The 14,029-nt window shown below is 70.8% G+C and carries 11 protein-coding genes; 5 read left to right on the top strand and 6 right to left on the bottom strand.

Translation table 11 applies throughout. The annotated features are described in order from the left end of the window. Positions 1–12: 12 nt before the first annotated feature. From JIX55_RS16430 to JIX55_RS16420, 3 genes are read right to left on the bottom strand one after another with little or no spacing between them, the layout of a single operon-like run. Complete coding sequence (locus JIX55_RS16430) at positions 13–1,413, bottom strand: hypothetical protein (RefSeq protein WP_257564076.1); 1,401 nt, start codon at positions 1,411–1,413, stop codon at positions 13–15. Continuing rightward, positions 1,406–2,542: a polysaccharide pyruvyl transferase family protein gene (locus JIX55_RS16425; protein ID WP_257564075.1), complete on the bottom strand. Its 1,137-nt coding sequence runs from the start codon at positions 2,540–2,542 to the stop codon at positions 1,406–1,408. The genes JIX55_RS16430 and JIX55_RS16425 overlap by 8 nt, the downstream gene beginning before the upstream one ends. Then, positions 2,539–3,636, bottom strand: coding sequence for a glycosyltransferase family 4 protein (locus JIX55_RS16420; RefSeq protein ID WP_257564074.1), 1,098 nt, complete (start codon positions 3,634–3,636; stop codon positions 2,539–2,541). The genes JIX55_RS16425 and JIX55_RS16420 overlap by 4 nt, the downstream gene beginning before the upstream one ends. Before the next feature lie 377 nt (positions 3,637–4,013). On the opposite strand from JIX55_RS16420, the gene JIX55_RS16415 reads away from it, so the two are divergent. After that, a complete protein-coding gene (locus tag JIX55_RS16415) occupies positions 4,014–5,549 on the top strand; it encodes a polysaccharide biosynthesis tyrosine autokinase (protein WP_257564073.1) in 1,536 nt (511 codons plus the stop codon). A 28-nt stretch (positions 5,550–5,577) separates the two neighbouring features. Here JIX55_RS16415 and JIX55_RS16410 read toward each other — a convergent pair whose 3' ends face one another. Further along, a complete protein-coding gene (locus JIX55_RS16410; protein ID WP_257564072.1) occupies positions 5,578–6,015 on the bottom strand; it encodes a MarR family winged helix-turn-helix transcriptional regulator in 438 nt (145 codons plus the stop codon). Positions 6,016–6,158: 143 nt separating this feature from the next. On the opposite strand from JIX55_RS16410, the gene JIX55_RS16405 reads away from it, so the two are divergent. Next, positions 6,159–7,181: an NADP-dependent oxidoreductase gene (locus JIX55_RS16405; RefSeq protein WP_257564071.1), complete on the top strand. Its 1,023-nt coding sequence runs from the start codon at positions 6,159–6,161 to the stop codon at positions 7,179–7,181. Positions 7,182–7,282: 101 nt separating this feature from the next. On the opposite strand, the gene JIX55_RS16400 is transcribed toward JIX55_RS16405, so the two are convergent. Next, on the bottom strand, positions 7,283–8,461 hold the full coding sequence (locus JIX55_RS16400; protein ID WP_257564070.1) for a serine hydrolase domain-containing protein: 1,179 nt from the start codon (positions 8,459–8,461) through the stop codon (positions 7,283–7,285). A gap of 46 nt (positions 8,462–8,507) precedes the next feature. Beyond that, positions 8,508–11,057, bottom strand: coding sequence for a M14 family zinc carboxypeptidase (locus tag JIX55_RS16395; protein WP_257564069.1), 2,550 nt, complete (start codon positions 11,055–11,057; stop codon positions 8,508–8,510). Positions 11,058–11,304: 247 nt separating this feature from the next. Between JIX55_RS16395 and JIX55_RS16390 the strand changes: the two genes are divergently transcribed. The 3 genes from JIX55_RS16390 (at position 11,305) to JIX55_RS16380 (ending at position 14,018) form a co-directional block, all read left to right on the top strand. Further along, entirely contained in the window at positions 11,305–12,192 is an 888-nt protein-coding gene (locus JIX55_RS16390; RefSeq protein ID WP_257564068.1) for a hypothetical protein, read from the top strand. 262 nt (positions 12,193–12,454) lie between these two features. Beyond that, positions 12,455–12,868, top strand: coding sequence for a cytidine deaminase family protein (locus tag JIX55_RS16385; protein WP_257564067.1), 414 nt, complete (start codon positions 12,455–12,457; stop codon positions 12,866–12,868). 91 nt (positions 12,869–12,959) lie between these two features. After that, positions 12,960–14,018 (top strand): serine/threonine-protein kinase, encoded by a 1,059-nt coding sequence (locus JIX55_RS16380; protein WP_257564066.1) that lies wholly within the window; start codon positions 12,960–12,962, stop codon positions 14,016–14,018. Positions 14,019–14,029 lie beyond the last annotated feature (11 nt).

Raw genomic sequence — 14,029 nt, 5'->3', positions numbered from 1 at the left:
CCCAGGAATCCGTCACAGCTGCTTCTCCGCACGGTCACGGACATTGTGCAATGCCCAGGCGAGCAGCACGGCGGCCAGGATTCCGGGAAACGCCCTGCCCTGGCCCCAGTAGAAATAGCGGGCCAGTTCGACCGTCCCGACGAAGAGGACGCTGTAGAGCAGCAGGGCTCCTGGGTGCCCCGCTCTCAGGGCCTGATAGCAGCGGCCCAAGCCGTATCCGACAACGATCCAGAACACCACCGCACCGAAGCCTCCGTAGTCGACTACGGGCGCCAGCATGCCGCCTTCGCTGTTGAACTCCGGATTCGCGTGCAGCAACAGTGTGGCCTTCCACCCGCTCCTGGGTTCGATACCGAGAAGCTGTGGCTGGTCGACGAGCAAGGAAACGCCAGGAAATTCCCAGAGGAACTTCACGGTGTAGTACGGAAGTTCGAGGTGGGGCGCCATGTGGTCACGCAAGAGAATGGAGTTGTTGACTGCGGTCGCGTAGTAGCCACCCAACCGTTGGACAATGAACTCCTGGTAGCTGCCGCCTTGCCGGCTGTAGTAGTCGTTCCAGCTGCGGGTGTACTCGAAGCCGGCGAAGACGCAGATCAGCAGCAGGGGGGCGAACAGGGGGGCCAGCGCCCATTTCCAGTCGCCGGAGGACCTGCGCGGAGACGACGGGCGGGGCCGGGTGCGGCGCGTCGGGGCGAGAGCGGCAGCCAGCACGATCATGGGCGTGATCACTTCGAGCAGTGCGAGACGCTCCGCATGAACCAGCGCGCGCACCGTGGCGAGCAGCAGCAACATCGTGATGGCGACGGGGTGGCGCTTTCCCGTGGCACGCTGATGGAGCATCAGACAGGCGGCGGCCATGGGCCCGAACTGCGTCTGTGTGGTCACGCCGGCCACCGGAGTGAGCAGGCGTTTGACCTCCACGATGGCTCCTGTTTCCAACCGGGTCACGGCGAAAAGCTGTGCCAGTTGGAGACCGCGCAGTACTCCGATGAGCAGCCACGCGAGGTAGCCGGCGAAGGTCAGCACGAGCAGCAATCGCCCCGCATGCAGCAGCAGCCGCTGCTGCCCGGGGGACAACTCCACGTACCCCCGGTGCCGCTTGTGCGTCTCCGAGGACGCACCCGCGGAAGCCAGCAGCACACCGGCGACGAACGCGGCCAGCAGGGTGAGGAGGAGGACCGCCATGGTGCCGGTGACGAATTTCGGTGTACGCCACCAGATGCGGAAGGACGCATCGCTCACCGAGGTGGCGATCAGTACGCCGGGCAGCACGGACAGGGCCACCGGCCACGAGGGCTGCAGCCACCACGATCCGCGGCGCAGGGGCAGTCGTGTCGGCCGGGGGCCGGTGGTCGAATTCGTCTGCCCCGAGCGCTTTTCGAGCGTGCCGGTGATTCGCCCCTCTTCAGACACTGAAGCCCTCCGGGCCCGGAACGGCGGCGGCAGGCAGCCCAAGAGCCCGGGCGGCCGAGACATCCAGCCGCGCCGCCTCGGCACGCAGGCGCGGCAGAGCCCGGCGCACCTGTCCCCAGTACGATTCCGGGTCTGCCTTCAGAGCGTCGATCTGCGCGCGTACACGTACGGGATCGAAACTGCGCGCGGAATGCAGCCAGCGTTCAAGACCCAGGTCACTGAAGGCGGCCGGGCCCTTGCGTTCGTAGCTCAGATGGATGGCCGGCACGCCGGCCAGCAGGGCTGTCACGGCACCGTGCAGGCGCACCGAGACCACAACGGCGGGCCGAGCGGTGGCGAGAGCGTCCCCGAGCGTCGGCACGCTTGCCCGGGTGAGCCCGGTACTGGCCCAGAACGCCCGGTCGTCGTTGTTGCTTCCGACGCAAGCCTGGGCGACGGGCACCAGGTCGCCACGCCCGGCGGAGGCGTGGAAGAGGGAGCGCAGCGCGTCGGAATAGCCGGAGCGGCCTGGCAGGGAACGCGCGGCCACCAGTACCGGGCCGTCCTGCCGGGGCTCGGCCGGAGCGACCCCGGTACGGGCCAGCCGCAGCAGAGCCAGGTCGGGGAACCGGCAGGCGTGCGGCAGCAACCCCAGACTTCTGTCGTCGCGCACGAACACCGACGGGATGTCCATCAGCCAGCGTCGCAGGAGACGTCCTGTCGGTCCCCGCAGCGGGCCGATGCTGGCAGGCAGGTACAGCGCCGGGATTCCACGCCTGGCCGCCGCCGCGGCGGCCCGCAGCTGACCGCCGTGGGCCAGCATCGTCCGGGCGCCTTCCTCCCACCGTCCGCTGCGCAGAAAGCCGCCGCCAACGGCCAGGAGGGCCTCGGCCTCGCCGATCGCGGTACGGACCGGGTGCTCCAGACCGGACAGCAGCGCGGCCGCGCCGAGCACTCGTCGTCCCATGCCGCTGCCCCGGGCATGGGCACTGATGACATCCGGGAGATCGGAGAAGGAATCCGCATCGTGCGCCACGACCCGTACCCGGCCGGCGGGGGTACCGAGGCGTTCCAGAAGGGCCAGGGTCTCATCGATGAGCAGTCCGTCCCCGGCGTTGCCCCGGCTGTAGGCGTGCAGCACCACGATCACCGGACAGCCCTCGTACCCGTTCGCCCCCGGCGGGCTCGGCCCCCCGCCAGCTCGACGAACAACTCGTGGTGGGCGGCGGCGGACTTCTCCCAGGAGAACTGGCGGGCCCGGGCTCGCCCCGCCTCGCGCAGTCGTGCCGGCTCGGCCTCGTCGGAGAGCAAGGTGCTCAGCGCGGATGCCAGGGCGGCGGGCGAGGGATCGGCCACGGTCAGTGCCGCGTCCCCGGTCACTTCGGGGAGCGATCCGGCCCGCGTGGTCACCACGGGCGTCCCGCAGGCCATCGCCTCGAGCACCGGCAGCCCGAACCCTTCGTAGCGGGAGGGGAACGCGAACACCTCGGCGGCCCGCATCAGCGGGGCCACGGCCTCGCCGCCGACCGGTCCGAGATACCTCACCCGCGGTGACGTACCAAGTGCCTTGAGGGTGGGCCCGGCATCCCAAGCGGGAGCACCGGCCACTACGAGCGGCACCTCGGCTCGTACCAGTCGCGGGTCCTCCATGGCCGCGATCAGCGAGGGGACGTTCTTGCGAGGGTCCAGATTGCCGAGGTAGAGCACGAACCGTTCGGGGAGCGCGAATTTCGCCAGGACAGCGGCGTCGTCCCGGGCGTCGGTGTGGAACCGGGCCGTGTCGACGCCATGAGGGATGACATGGATCCGCTGTGCGGGCACTTCGAACGCCCGCACAAGATCGTCGGCCGAGGAACGCGAGACGGTCACCACCGCGTCCGCCAGCCGCGCCAGCCGTCCTGTGCGTGTCTGCCAGATCCGCGCCGCCCCCGGACGCCGGACCGGCAGGTGCAGCGAGGCCGCCCCGTGCACGGTCGCGACCATCGGCGCACTGCTGCGGATCAACGCGCCGGTGTCGGCGGGGTAGTGGAGGAGGTCGGCGTCACGCAGTGCCCAGGGCAGGGGCGAAAGCACGGCGTCCGCGAGGGCGTAGGCCGTGGCGCGGCCGACTCCGGTGAGATTGCCCAGAGTCGGCCACAGAGGCCGGTGCACGACTCCTCGCAGGGCGAGGTGCCGGTAGAGCGTGGTGGCATAGGTGGTGTTGCCGCCCACGTTGTGGGTGAGGACCTTGGAACTGATCGCCACCCGTAGTTGAGACAGTGCTGGCGTCCGAGTGGCCGTCATCGGGAAGCGACACGCGAGTTCGTCGTCTTCCGGCCCCGTTCCACTGGACCTCTGTATCGATGGCAGCGCAGTAGCGGCAGATGCTTGCCACGCCATTGATCCGTGCACCTTTTTCGCGTCCCTTCGCGCCGACCGACTCCTGGGCTCAAAGCCCGCACGAAGCTGAGCATGCTCGGCCATGTGTGGCACTGGCGCGCAACACACTCCCTATCTGCGGAATCGCCCTCTAATGCCACATTTACTACATAACTGCCCTCCTTTTAGGTCGAATGCCGGATTCATCACCTGATGTCGTATGGTGGGGCTCTATTTACCGGATCCGAACAGGGACAGGAACCTTGGACCTGCGCGACTATCTACGAGTCCTTTCTCGCCGCTGGCGGGCCATCACCCTGCTGGCTCTTCTGGGAACGGGGGTCGGTGTGCTCACCCCCCACACCGTGACTCCGGAGTACCAGGCCGGCACGGAAATCTTCGTCTCCGTGCGGGAGGGGACCGACACGCTCCGGCTCGCTCAGGGAAATGTCTTCACTCAGGCCCGAGTTCAGTCCTACGCGGAGGTGGCGGCGAGCCCTCTGGTGACCCGGCACGTCGTGCGGACGTTGCGGCTCGACATGACGCCGACTCAACTGAGCCATCGGATCAGCGCGACCACGCAGCCCGACACGGTGCTGATCCGGCTCACCGTCACCGACACCCGGCCGGAACGGGCTGCCCGGATCAGCAATGCCGTGGCCGATCGCTTCGCCGACGTGGTCCGCACCCTGGAGAGCCCGGGCGACGCCGAGACGTCGCCCGTGCGACTGACCGTCACCCAGCCTGCCTCCGTGCCCTCCGCGCCCTCGTCCCCGCGCCCCGCCGTGAACCTCGCGATCGGGTTGATGGCCGGGCTGGTCCTCGGGGCCGGTCTGGCCGTGGCGAGGGAGTCGATGGATCGCTCGGTACGCAGCCTCAAGGCTCTGACCGAGTTGCTGGCCGGGTTCGGCGGGCCCCCCGTGCTCGGCGGCATCACGCACGACCCACGCGCGGTACGCCATCCCGTGGCGGTGCGCGACGACATGCACGGACTGCGCGCCGAGGGCTACCGGCGGCTGCGCACCAGCCTGCGGTTCGTGGACGTGGACCAGCCCCCGAAGGTCATCGCGGTGACCAGCCCGCTACCCCGTGAGGGGAAGACCAGCGTCGCGATCAACCTGGCCGCGGCCCTGGCCGAGACCGGCGCCTCGGTGTGCCTGGTCGACACCGACCTGCGCCGCCCCTCCACCGCCCGCACCCTGGGCCTGGTCCGGGACGCCGGGCTCACGACCGTGCTGATCGGCCAAGCCGAGGTGCACCAAGTGCTGCAGTCCGCGGGCTCCTTCTCGGTGCTGACCAGCGGCTCGGTACCCCCCAATCCCACCGAGCTGCTGGGCAGCGCCCAACTGCGGGCCGTGCTGCGCTCTCTCGCCGAGAAGTTCGACCACGTCGTGGTGGACACGGCGCCGGTGCTGCCGGTGGCGGACGCCTCCGTGATCGCCTCCGCCGTCGACGGTTACCTGCTCGTGGTGCGGGCTTCACGCACCAGCCGTGACCAGGTCGGCGCCACCCTCCGCACGCTGGAGCGCGTCGGCGCTGCCGTGCTCGGTACGGTCCTCAACATGACGTCGTCGAAGGACGAGGGCGGCGCATACGGCTATGCGTACGAATACCGGCCGCAGCGCCAGACGACCAGCCGCTTCTCCATGCGACTCGGCGGCAGGCGCGTGCCGTCCGCCGGCAGCGCTCCCCTCCTGCCGACTCCTGGCGGAGAACCGGACGTCCAGGCCACGGACACGGAGGAGGCACTCGACGGCGAGCCGCGCCCCGTGACCGCCGAGCGGAGCCCTCAGCGGTGAGTGGACGCGACGCGTAGCGCCCGCCGCCCTACGCCTCCAGCATCCGCCGCAGCAGCTCCCGCAACGACTCCCGCTCCGCCACGCTCAACCCCGCCAGCGGCTCCCGGGCGAAGTCCAGGGAGTCCCGCAGGCTACGAGCCACCCGGCGCCCCTCGGCCGTGGCCGCGGCCAGCTTCACGCGGCGGTCGTTCGGATCGGGGCGCCGCTCCACAAGCCCTCGCCCCTCCAGTCGGTCCACGATCCCCGTCACGTTCGACGGTTCGCAGCGCAGTTTCTGGGCGAGGCGGCGCATGGGGAGCGGTTCCAGGGACAGGAGACCGAGGAGGCGGGCCTGGGCGCCGGTGAGGGAGTGTTCCGCGGCGGCGTCCTCGTACTCCTCGTGGTAGCGGGCCACGACCGTGCCGATGAGCTCGACGACTTCCAGGGTCAGCGGGTCGATGCGGCGGGTCGTCCTCTGTGGGGCCATGGGCTCCAGGCTACCCCTTTACTTGACAGCATGAAATATTCAGGCGCATGGTTGTTTCAGGCAATGAAGTAACCGCACGGTATGCGGTACGCGACCACCCCTGACCGACCACCCGCACCACCGCACCAGCAGGAAGGCTCCCCATGTCCGACGCACCCGCCCTCCCCGCCACCAGCCGCGAATGGCACCTGCTGAGCCGCCCCGTCGGCTGGCCCAAGGACGAGGACTTCGCCCTGGTCGAGGCGGAGATCCGGCAGCCCGGCACGGGTGAGGTCCTCGTACGGAACAAGTTCCTCTCCGTGGACCCGTACATGCGTGGCCGGATGAGCGCCGCGAAGTCGTATGTCGCCCCCTTCGAGCTGGGCAAGGCCATGCAGGGCGGTGCCGTGGGCGAGGTCGTCGCCTCCGGGGCCGAGGGCATCGCCGTCGGCGACCACGTGCTGCACTTCGGCGGCTGGCGCGAGTACGCGACGTTCGACGCCAAGCAGGCCGTGAAGGTCGACCCGGACGCGGCGCCGCTGAGCGCGTACCTCGGTGTGCTCGGCATGACGGGCCTGACGGCCTACGCGGGTCTGCTGCGGGTCGGCGCCTTCAAGGAGGGCGACGCGGTGTTCGTGTCCGGCGCCGCCGGTGCCGTCGGCAGCCAGGTCGGCCAGATCGCCAGGCTCAAGGGTGCCTCGCGGGTCATCGGGTCGGCCGGTTCCGACGAGAAGGTCAAGCTGCTGGTCGAGGAGTACGGCTTCGACGCCGCCTTCAACTACAAGAACGGCCCGGTCTGGGAGCAGCTCAAGGAGGCCGCCCCGGACGGTATCGACGTCTACTTCGACAACGTCGGCGGCGAGCACCTGGAGGCCGCGATAGGCGCGCTCAACCTGCGGGGCCGCGCCGTGATCTGCGGAATGATCTCCCAGTACAACGCGACCGAGCCGACCCCCGGCCCGCGCAACATGGTCAAGATCCTGCAGAACCGGCTCCGCGTCGAGGGCGTCCTCGTCGGCGACCACTACGACTTCCAGCCCCAGTTCGTCCAGGAGGTCGGCCCCTGGGTCGCCTCGGGCGAACTCAAGTACCGCGAGACCGTCGTCGAGGGCATCGAGAACAACCTCGAAGCCTTCCTCGGTGTCCTGCGCGGCGACAACACCGGCAAGATGATCGTGAAGATCTGAGCCCACAACCGTGACGCCCGCCTGATCCCGTCGTTCACACGACGGAGTCCGCATCCCTGGACGTGGGGTGCGGACTCCGCCATGTGTGCGGACGTGCGGGTTCAGCTCGCCAGCGCCGCCGTGTGCACCGCCCGCACCAGCCCCGCGTTCTCCGGTGCCGCCCCGCCCGGAAAGGCCATCCGGCGGCGGGTGTAGCCGTACGCCAGGCCGCTGCGCGGATCGGCGAAGGCCTGGGAGCCGCCGGCGCCGCTGTGGCCGAAGGTACCGGCGCCGAGGAACGGATAGAGGTTTTCGGCGGTCGCCTGGAAGCCGAGGCCGAACGCCCTGGGGGCGCGGGCGACGAGGTCGAAGCCGAGGGAGTGGATCTGGCCCACCTCGGCGATGGTGTCGGGCTTCAGCAGCGGCGGTCGGCCGTCCACCGTGCTGATGGTCGCCGCGTACAGGCCGGCGAGGCCGCGCGCGGAGGCGATGCCGCCCGCCGACGCCTGGCCGCTCGCGCGGACGGCGGGGGAGTTGGGGAAGTCGGTCAGCTCGCCCGGGTCCGGCACCTGGTTGTTGAACGCGATCGAGGACAGCGTGTGCGGGCCGCTCGGCACGGCGTCCAGCTCGGCCTGCTGGGCGGGCGTGGGAGTCATCGGCAGGACGGTGCGGAAGCGGGGCTCGTGCTCGGGCGGCAGCCCCAGGAAGAAGTCGAGGCCGTACGGGGCGCGGACCCGTTCCTCGTACACCTCCTGGAGTGTGCGACCCGTCGCCCGCCGTACGACCTCTCCGGTGAGCGCCCCGATGGAGAACGCGTGGTAGCCGAAGGCGCTGCCGGGGCGCCAGAACGGGCGCTGGGTGGCGAGGCGTTCGGCGATGACGCGGTCGTCCGCCAGCTCCTCGTCCGTGAACCCGGCGTCGATGCCGAGGAGCCCCGCCCGGTGCGTGATCAGCTCCCGCAGGGTCACCGAACCCTTGCCCTCGGCCGCGAACTCCGGCCAGTAGTGGGCGACTTCACGGTCCAGCTTCAGCACACCGTCCTGGACGAGGAGTGCGACGACGAGATGGGCGGCCCCCTTGGTGGAGGAGAACACCCCGTGCAGCGAGTCACCGCCCGTCGCCGCGTCCGCCTCCGGGGCCGCCCACAGGTCGACGACCCGCCGCCCGTGCACATACGCGGTCAACTGCCCCTCGTAGTCGGACCGTTCCGTGGCCACGAACGCGGCGAACTCCGCGCGCACCGCCTCGAAGCCGTCGGCGACCGTGCCGTGGACGGTGGCCTCCCCTGTCTGCTGCGTCATCGCGCTCCCGCCTGGATGAAATCGACAACAATCGACCGACGATGGGTCAGGACACTGTCAGCAACGCGCGGCCCACCTGCGGGAGTTCCCCCTTCGGGTGGTCGCGGAAGAGGGGTTCCGTGCCGAAGAGAACCGCGTTGGGGCCGCTGACGACGGACGCCTGCCCCGCCGCCGCTGCCGGTCCGCCGGTGCCGTCGTCCAGCGGCCGCCAGTGCCCGGAGACGAGTGGGTCGCCGGTGCCGTACGACTGCTCGACGGTGACGCCGGGGCCGAGGTCGGTGAACCAGACGGGCGCGTAGACGAAACTGTGGTCCGGCGCGCCGCCGGTCACGGGACCGCCCGAATTCACCACGCGGACAACGCCGTTGGCGTCCCCGTTGCCCTCCACCGCGGTCGCCTTCAGCTGTCCGGTGGCCGAGGCGAGCGTGGCGCCGGTCGCGCCCCGGCCGACCAGACCGTGGGTGGTGAGGAAGCCGGTGAGGGCCGTACGGGCGGACGCGTTCAGACCGCCGTACGACAGCCCGGACGACACGAAGAGGGCGTCGGCCCTCGACCAGTCGAAGCCCGCGTTGAGGATCGCCGTCGACACCGGGACCACGTCGAAGTTCATCTCCCGCAGGGCGAACAGCTCGCCCGCCGTGACGGCCGCGGCGACGCGGACATGGTGGAGGGGGGTGCCCTTGACGGTTCTGGTCGCGTCGAAGGCCACGTCGTACGACCTGGCGAGCGCCTCCGCCTTCCGACGCGCCGAGGACGGGACGAGTGCGCTGCCGTCGGCCGCCTGCCGCACGGAAACCCCCTCTCGCAGAAGGGAGTTGAGGGCCGCGATCTCCTGCGGGGAGTCGAGGCGCAGGCGCAGATCGCCGCGCGGGGCCACGTAACCGACGCGGGCCGCCGCCGTCACGGGGCGTACGGGGACGGCCGACAGCCGGCCGCTGTCGACACCCACCACACTCGCGCCCCACAGCCGGCCCAGGCTCCAGCCGGAGATGTCGTACATCACCGAGACCTTGTCGCTGATGTCCCGCCCGTCGGCCAGCAGGACGTTGGCCAGCCCGCGCTTGGGCTGACGCATGTCGACGACGTACGAGCCCTTCGGGTACGACCGCCCGCCGAGCCGGAAGGAGTGGGTCGCGCGGGTCACGCGTACGTCGTTGGCGAGCAGGTGGTCGACGAGGCGCGCGGCGGCCGTGGCGGACCGCTGGGCGGTGCCCGCCGGGATGACGTACGCGCGCGGGAACTCGGTCGTGTAGACGTCCTCGGGACCGATGCCGGGCACACCGGGCACGGTCTCCTCGGAGACGGGGACCTGGGCGGCGCCCGTCGCACCACGGCGGAAGACCTCGATCTGGTCGGCGATGAGCGAAGTCCGCTGCTGCCGCACGAAGTCGAGCGTCGCGCGGAGGGCCGCGCCCGCCACGTCCACGTTGATGGCGGAACGGCGGCGGAGTTCGTCGACCGGCAGCGACTCGTACGCCGCGTTGTTCACCCGGAGCGGGATCTCCACGGTGTGCGCGGCGACCGTGCCGTGGAAGGCCGCGTACTGCGGGGTGAAGATCGGCGGCCAGTCGTCCCACCCCTCCGCCGAGTCGCGGAACGGGATCTGGGCCGGGTCGACGCCGTCCTTCTCGGGCGTGTAGCCGAGGCCGTTGACAGCGGACTCCATGCCGAGGGCGTTGGCGTAGGTGTTCTTCAGGAAGAGGTCGTACTCGTAGTTCTCGCCGTGCGGGGGAGTGGTCGGCTCGATGAGCGTGCCGTTGACGTACCCGTGCAGGTCGAGCATCACGGCCGGCTGCTTGTCGATCTGGATCCGGCGCATCGCCCGCACCTCGGGCTGCGACGCGGTGACGAAGTCCCGGTTCATGTCGAAGCCGTTGGCGTTCGTGCGGGTGCCGGCGATACGGCCGTCCGGGTTGGCGGTGATGTTGAAGTACAGGCGGGAGTGGGCGAGGAGGTCCTTCGTGTTCGTGTCGCTCGCGGTCGCGAGGCGCTCGATGAGCTTCAGGGACGCGTCCGTACCCTCCCACTCGTTGCCGTGGATGTTGTTGTTGAAGAAGACGGGCGTCTTGTACGACTTCTTGATCTCCGGGCTCTTGGCGGCCGACCGCGGTGCGGACTCGATGAGTTCACGCATCCGCGCCTGGCCACGGGCCTGGCGGGCCGTCTCCGGGGCGGTCACGGTGACGAGGTAGAGCCGGTGACCGCCGGCCGAGCGTCCGGCGATCTCGACGCTCACCCGGTCACCGAGCCCCTGGAGGGCGTTCAGCTTCGGGGCGATGGCGTGGTACGGGGTGAGGCCGAGCTTGACGGACTTATCGGCCGGGTTCTCCGGGTCGGGGGAGAGGATCTGCTCGCGGGGGTAACCGCGACTGGAACCGGCCGTGTCGGCGAGGTCGGCCACCGGCGCCGTGAGGGCCCGTCGGGCCGCGCTCGCCGGGGCCTTGGCGGCGCCCTGCGGCAGTGCGGAGCCCTCGCGGACGGTGGGCTTCGGGTCGGCGCCCGCGGGGTGCGGGGCTATCAGGAGCGACCCTGCGGTGACAGTGACGGCGGCAACGCCGAACAGTGCGGATCTGGGGCCGGGTCTCGGCGGACGCACGCTACCTCCTGGAGTGGGGTTCCTTGGACGTGCCGGTGCGGGTGTCAACCACGGGCGGTCAACCACAGGTGGTCTACCTGTTCGACTCCTGGGCAACAAGAGGGCCCAACCGTCACGAGTGCCTCGAACGACGCCTCTTCGGGCGCCGGAGGGGGCATGCTGGACGCGGAACCGGCTCGGCCCCGGGCTTCGGCTCCGGTACCGCTCCGGTACGAGGTGAGGCTTCGCGCAAGGCGAGGAGGACCCCATGGCCCCGATCCCGTCGCTGATTCCGTCGCTGATTCCGTCCCTGCCCGGCAGGGACGACCTGGTGCGAATGGCCCGCACCACGACCGACATCACCGGCCAACTCCTCGACACGGCCGGGAACATCACCCGGATCGCTGTCAACACCCTTGATCCGCGCGACGGTTCGGGCGCCGAGGTGCTGCGCGTACTGCGCAGGACCACGGCCGAGCTGGCCGAGGCGAGCGCGTCGCCGCAGGCCCAGGAGGCCTTCTACCGCGTCGTGGAGACCCTGACCCGGCTCGGCACCACCGGCGCGCCCCTCGCCGTCCACCCCGTCAGCGAACCGGCCCAGGCCCTCCTCGCCGCCATCGGCGACAGCCTGCTGCCGGTCCTCGACGCGGTCGAACCGGCGGTCGAGGAGGCCGCGGCGGCCCTCGGTGAGTTGGTGGAGGCGAGTTCCCCCCTGCTCCCGGCGGCGGCGGGCCTGGCCGCGGGCACCCTGCTGGCCCTGACCCCCGTCCTTCACTCCGCCGCCGAGGTCCTGCGCGACTCGACCCCCGAACTCCGCCGTATCGCCGACGCGTTGACCGCCGCGCTCGCCCCCCTGATACCCCTCCAGGTCGCCCTCGCCGAACGCGCGGCCGCCGCCGGCGCGGGCGTCGTACGGGCGACCCTGCCCTCCCTGGCCGACCTCACCGAGGCCGCGGCCGTCACCGCGAAGGCGGCCCGCCCGCTCCTCATCGCCGGTGAGGAGCTGCTCGTCTCCGGCCTGGAACAGCTCCAGCCCCTCCTCCTCTCCGGCGCCGACCGCGCGGGACGAGTCGCCCGCGAGGCGGCCGTACGCGTGTCGGCGGCGGTGTCGCCCGCGGCGGACCAGGGGGTGGTGGTCGCGGTGACGCCCGCGTGACCGCCACGGTGGTTCGCCCTGGTGGCCCTTGGCTCCCGAGGAAGCGGGTGCGGGCGCGGGTGGCGTGTCGGGGGGTGCGCGTGACGGTGGTGGGGGGAGCCGACGGCAATGTCCCGTTCGGGTGCGGGGTCCGGGCGGCGTGAGGCCCAGTTCGTCGGCCCTGCGCCACATCGCCCGGCGCAACAAGCACACCGCGGATATACGCTTGCGCACCCTCGTCACTCGGGTCAACGTCGTCTGACACCTGACGAAGGCGGAGAAGATGACCACCAAGGCCCACCACGTCGATCACGAACTCATCCAGGCCGCGGCGCACGTCGCCCGCACTCGTTGCCGGGGCGACAACCACACCATGGCGGCCGCGGCCCGCGCTCAGGACGGCCGGGTCGTCACGGCGGTGAACGCCTACCACTTCACCGGAGGCCCCTGCGCCGAGCTGGTCCTCATCGGCGCGGCAGCCGCCCAGGGGATCTACCAGCTGGACACGATCGTCGCCGTCGGTGACCGCGACCGGGGCGTCGTGCCCCCGTGCGGCCGGTGCCGTCAGGTCCTTCTCGACTACTTCCCCGCCCTCAGGGTCATCGTCGGCGAAGGCGACCGCGTCCGAACCGTCCCTGTCGTCGACTTGCTGCCCGAGAGCTACGTCTGGGCCGACCACCAGCTCGACGCCGAGTGATCCGCCACTCGGCACGACCCGGCACGGCCGGCCGAAGCGGACGACCGAGGCCGCCCCCACGTGCTACGCATCAGCGGTGAACCCTTCGGACATGTCACACGGCGCGCGCCTGACCGCCCACAGCGCCGTCTCCACCGCTCTCGCCCTGCACAGCGACCGCGCCCTGGGCGAACTCCTCGACACGGCCGCCCCGCTGGGCTCCGGCATCGGCGGCAAGTCGGCGTTGCTGGAGGTCGCCGGAACCCCGGTCTTCGTGAAGCGCGTACCCCTCACCGACCCGGAACGGCGACCGTCGCACGTCCACTCCACGGCGAACCTCTTCCGACTCCCGCCCTTCTGTCAGTACGGCATCGGCCGGCAGGGCATCGGCAGCCCCGGCTTCGGCGTCTGGCGGGAACTCGCCGTACACACGATGACGACGAACTGGGCGCTGGCGGGGGAGTACGACGGCTTCCCCCTCATGCACCACTGGCGGGTACTGCCGGACTCCACGCCCCTCCCCGAGGAACTGGCCGACGTCGAACGGGCCGTCGCCCACTGGGGCGGCAGCCCGCACGTACGCCACCGCATCGAGGCCCTCCAGAAGTCGACCGCGAGCGTCGCGCTGTTCCTCGAATACATCCCGCAGAACCTCCACCACTGGCTCGGCGAACAGACGGCCGCCGGCGCCGAGGCCGCCGACCGGGCCTGCGCCCTGGTGGAGCGTGAACTGGCCGCAGGCGTCTCCTTCATGAACAGCCGAGGCCTGCTGCACTTCGACACCCACTTCGAGAACATCCTGACCGACGGCCACCGCCTCTACTTCGCCGACTACGGCCTCTCCCTCTCCTCCCGCTTCGACCTGTCCCCGCAGGAGACCGCCTTCTACGACCGCCACCGCACCTACGACCGCTGCTACTCCCTCAGCTACCTGGTGAACTGGCTGGTCACCGACCTGTACGGCCACGGGCGGGACGAGCGCGAGGCCCGGATACGCGCGTACGCCCGGGGCGAGCGCCCCACCGGCATCCCGGACACCGCCGCGGCGATCATCACCCGCCACGCCCCGCTCACCGCGGTGATGGGGGACTTCTTCCGCCGCCTCCGGGACGGGAACAGGGAGACCCCGTATCCCCTGGACCAGCTCCGCCGACTGGGCGTCGCGACCTAAAGGTGATTACC

The organism is Streptomyces sp. DSM 40750 (assembly GCF_024612035.1).
Taxonomy (GTDB): Bacteria; Actinomycetota; Actinomycetes; order Streptomycetales; family Streptomycetaceae; genus Streptomyces.
This window is presented reverse-complemented; position numbering and strand designations above follow the sequence as displayed.

What these genes read in the sequence shown, in the direction of transcription:
- JIX55_RS16400 (WP_257564070.1), bottom strand. Translation starts at nt 8,461, where the DNA reads ATGACGCAGCAGACAGGGGAGGCCACCGTCCACGGCACGGTCGCCGAC.
- JIX55_RS16390 (WP_257564068.1), top strand. Translation starts at nt 11,305, where the DNA reads ATGGCCCCGATCCCGTCGCTGATTCCGTCGCTGATTCCGTCCCTGCCC.
- JIX55_RS16410 (WP_257564072.1), bottom strand. Translation starts at nt 6,015, where the DNA reads ATGGCCCCACAGAGGACGACCCGCCGCATCGACCCGCTGACCCTGGAA.
- JIX55_RS16380 (WP_257564066.1), top strand. Translation starts at nt 12,960, where the DNA reads ATGTCACACGGCGCGCGCCTGACCGCCCACAGCGCCGTCTCCACCGCT.
- JIX55_RS16405 (WP_257564071.1), top strand. Translation starts at nt 6,159, where the DNA reads ATGTCCGACGCACCCGCCCTCCCCGCCACCAGCCGCGAATGGCACCTG.
- JIX55_RS16385 (WP_257564067.1), top strand. Translation starts at nt 12,455, where the DNA reads ATGACCACCAAGGCCCACCACGTCGATCACGAACTCATCCAGGCCGCG.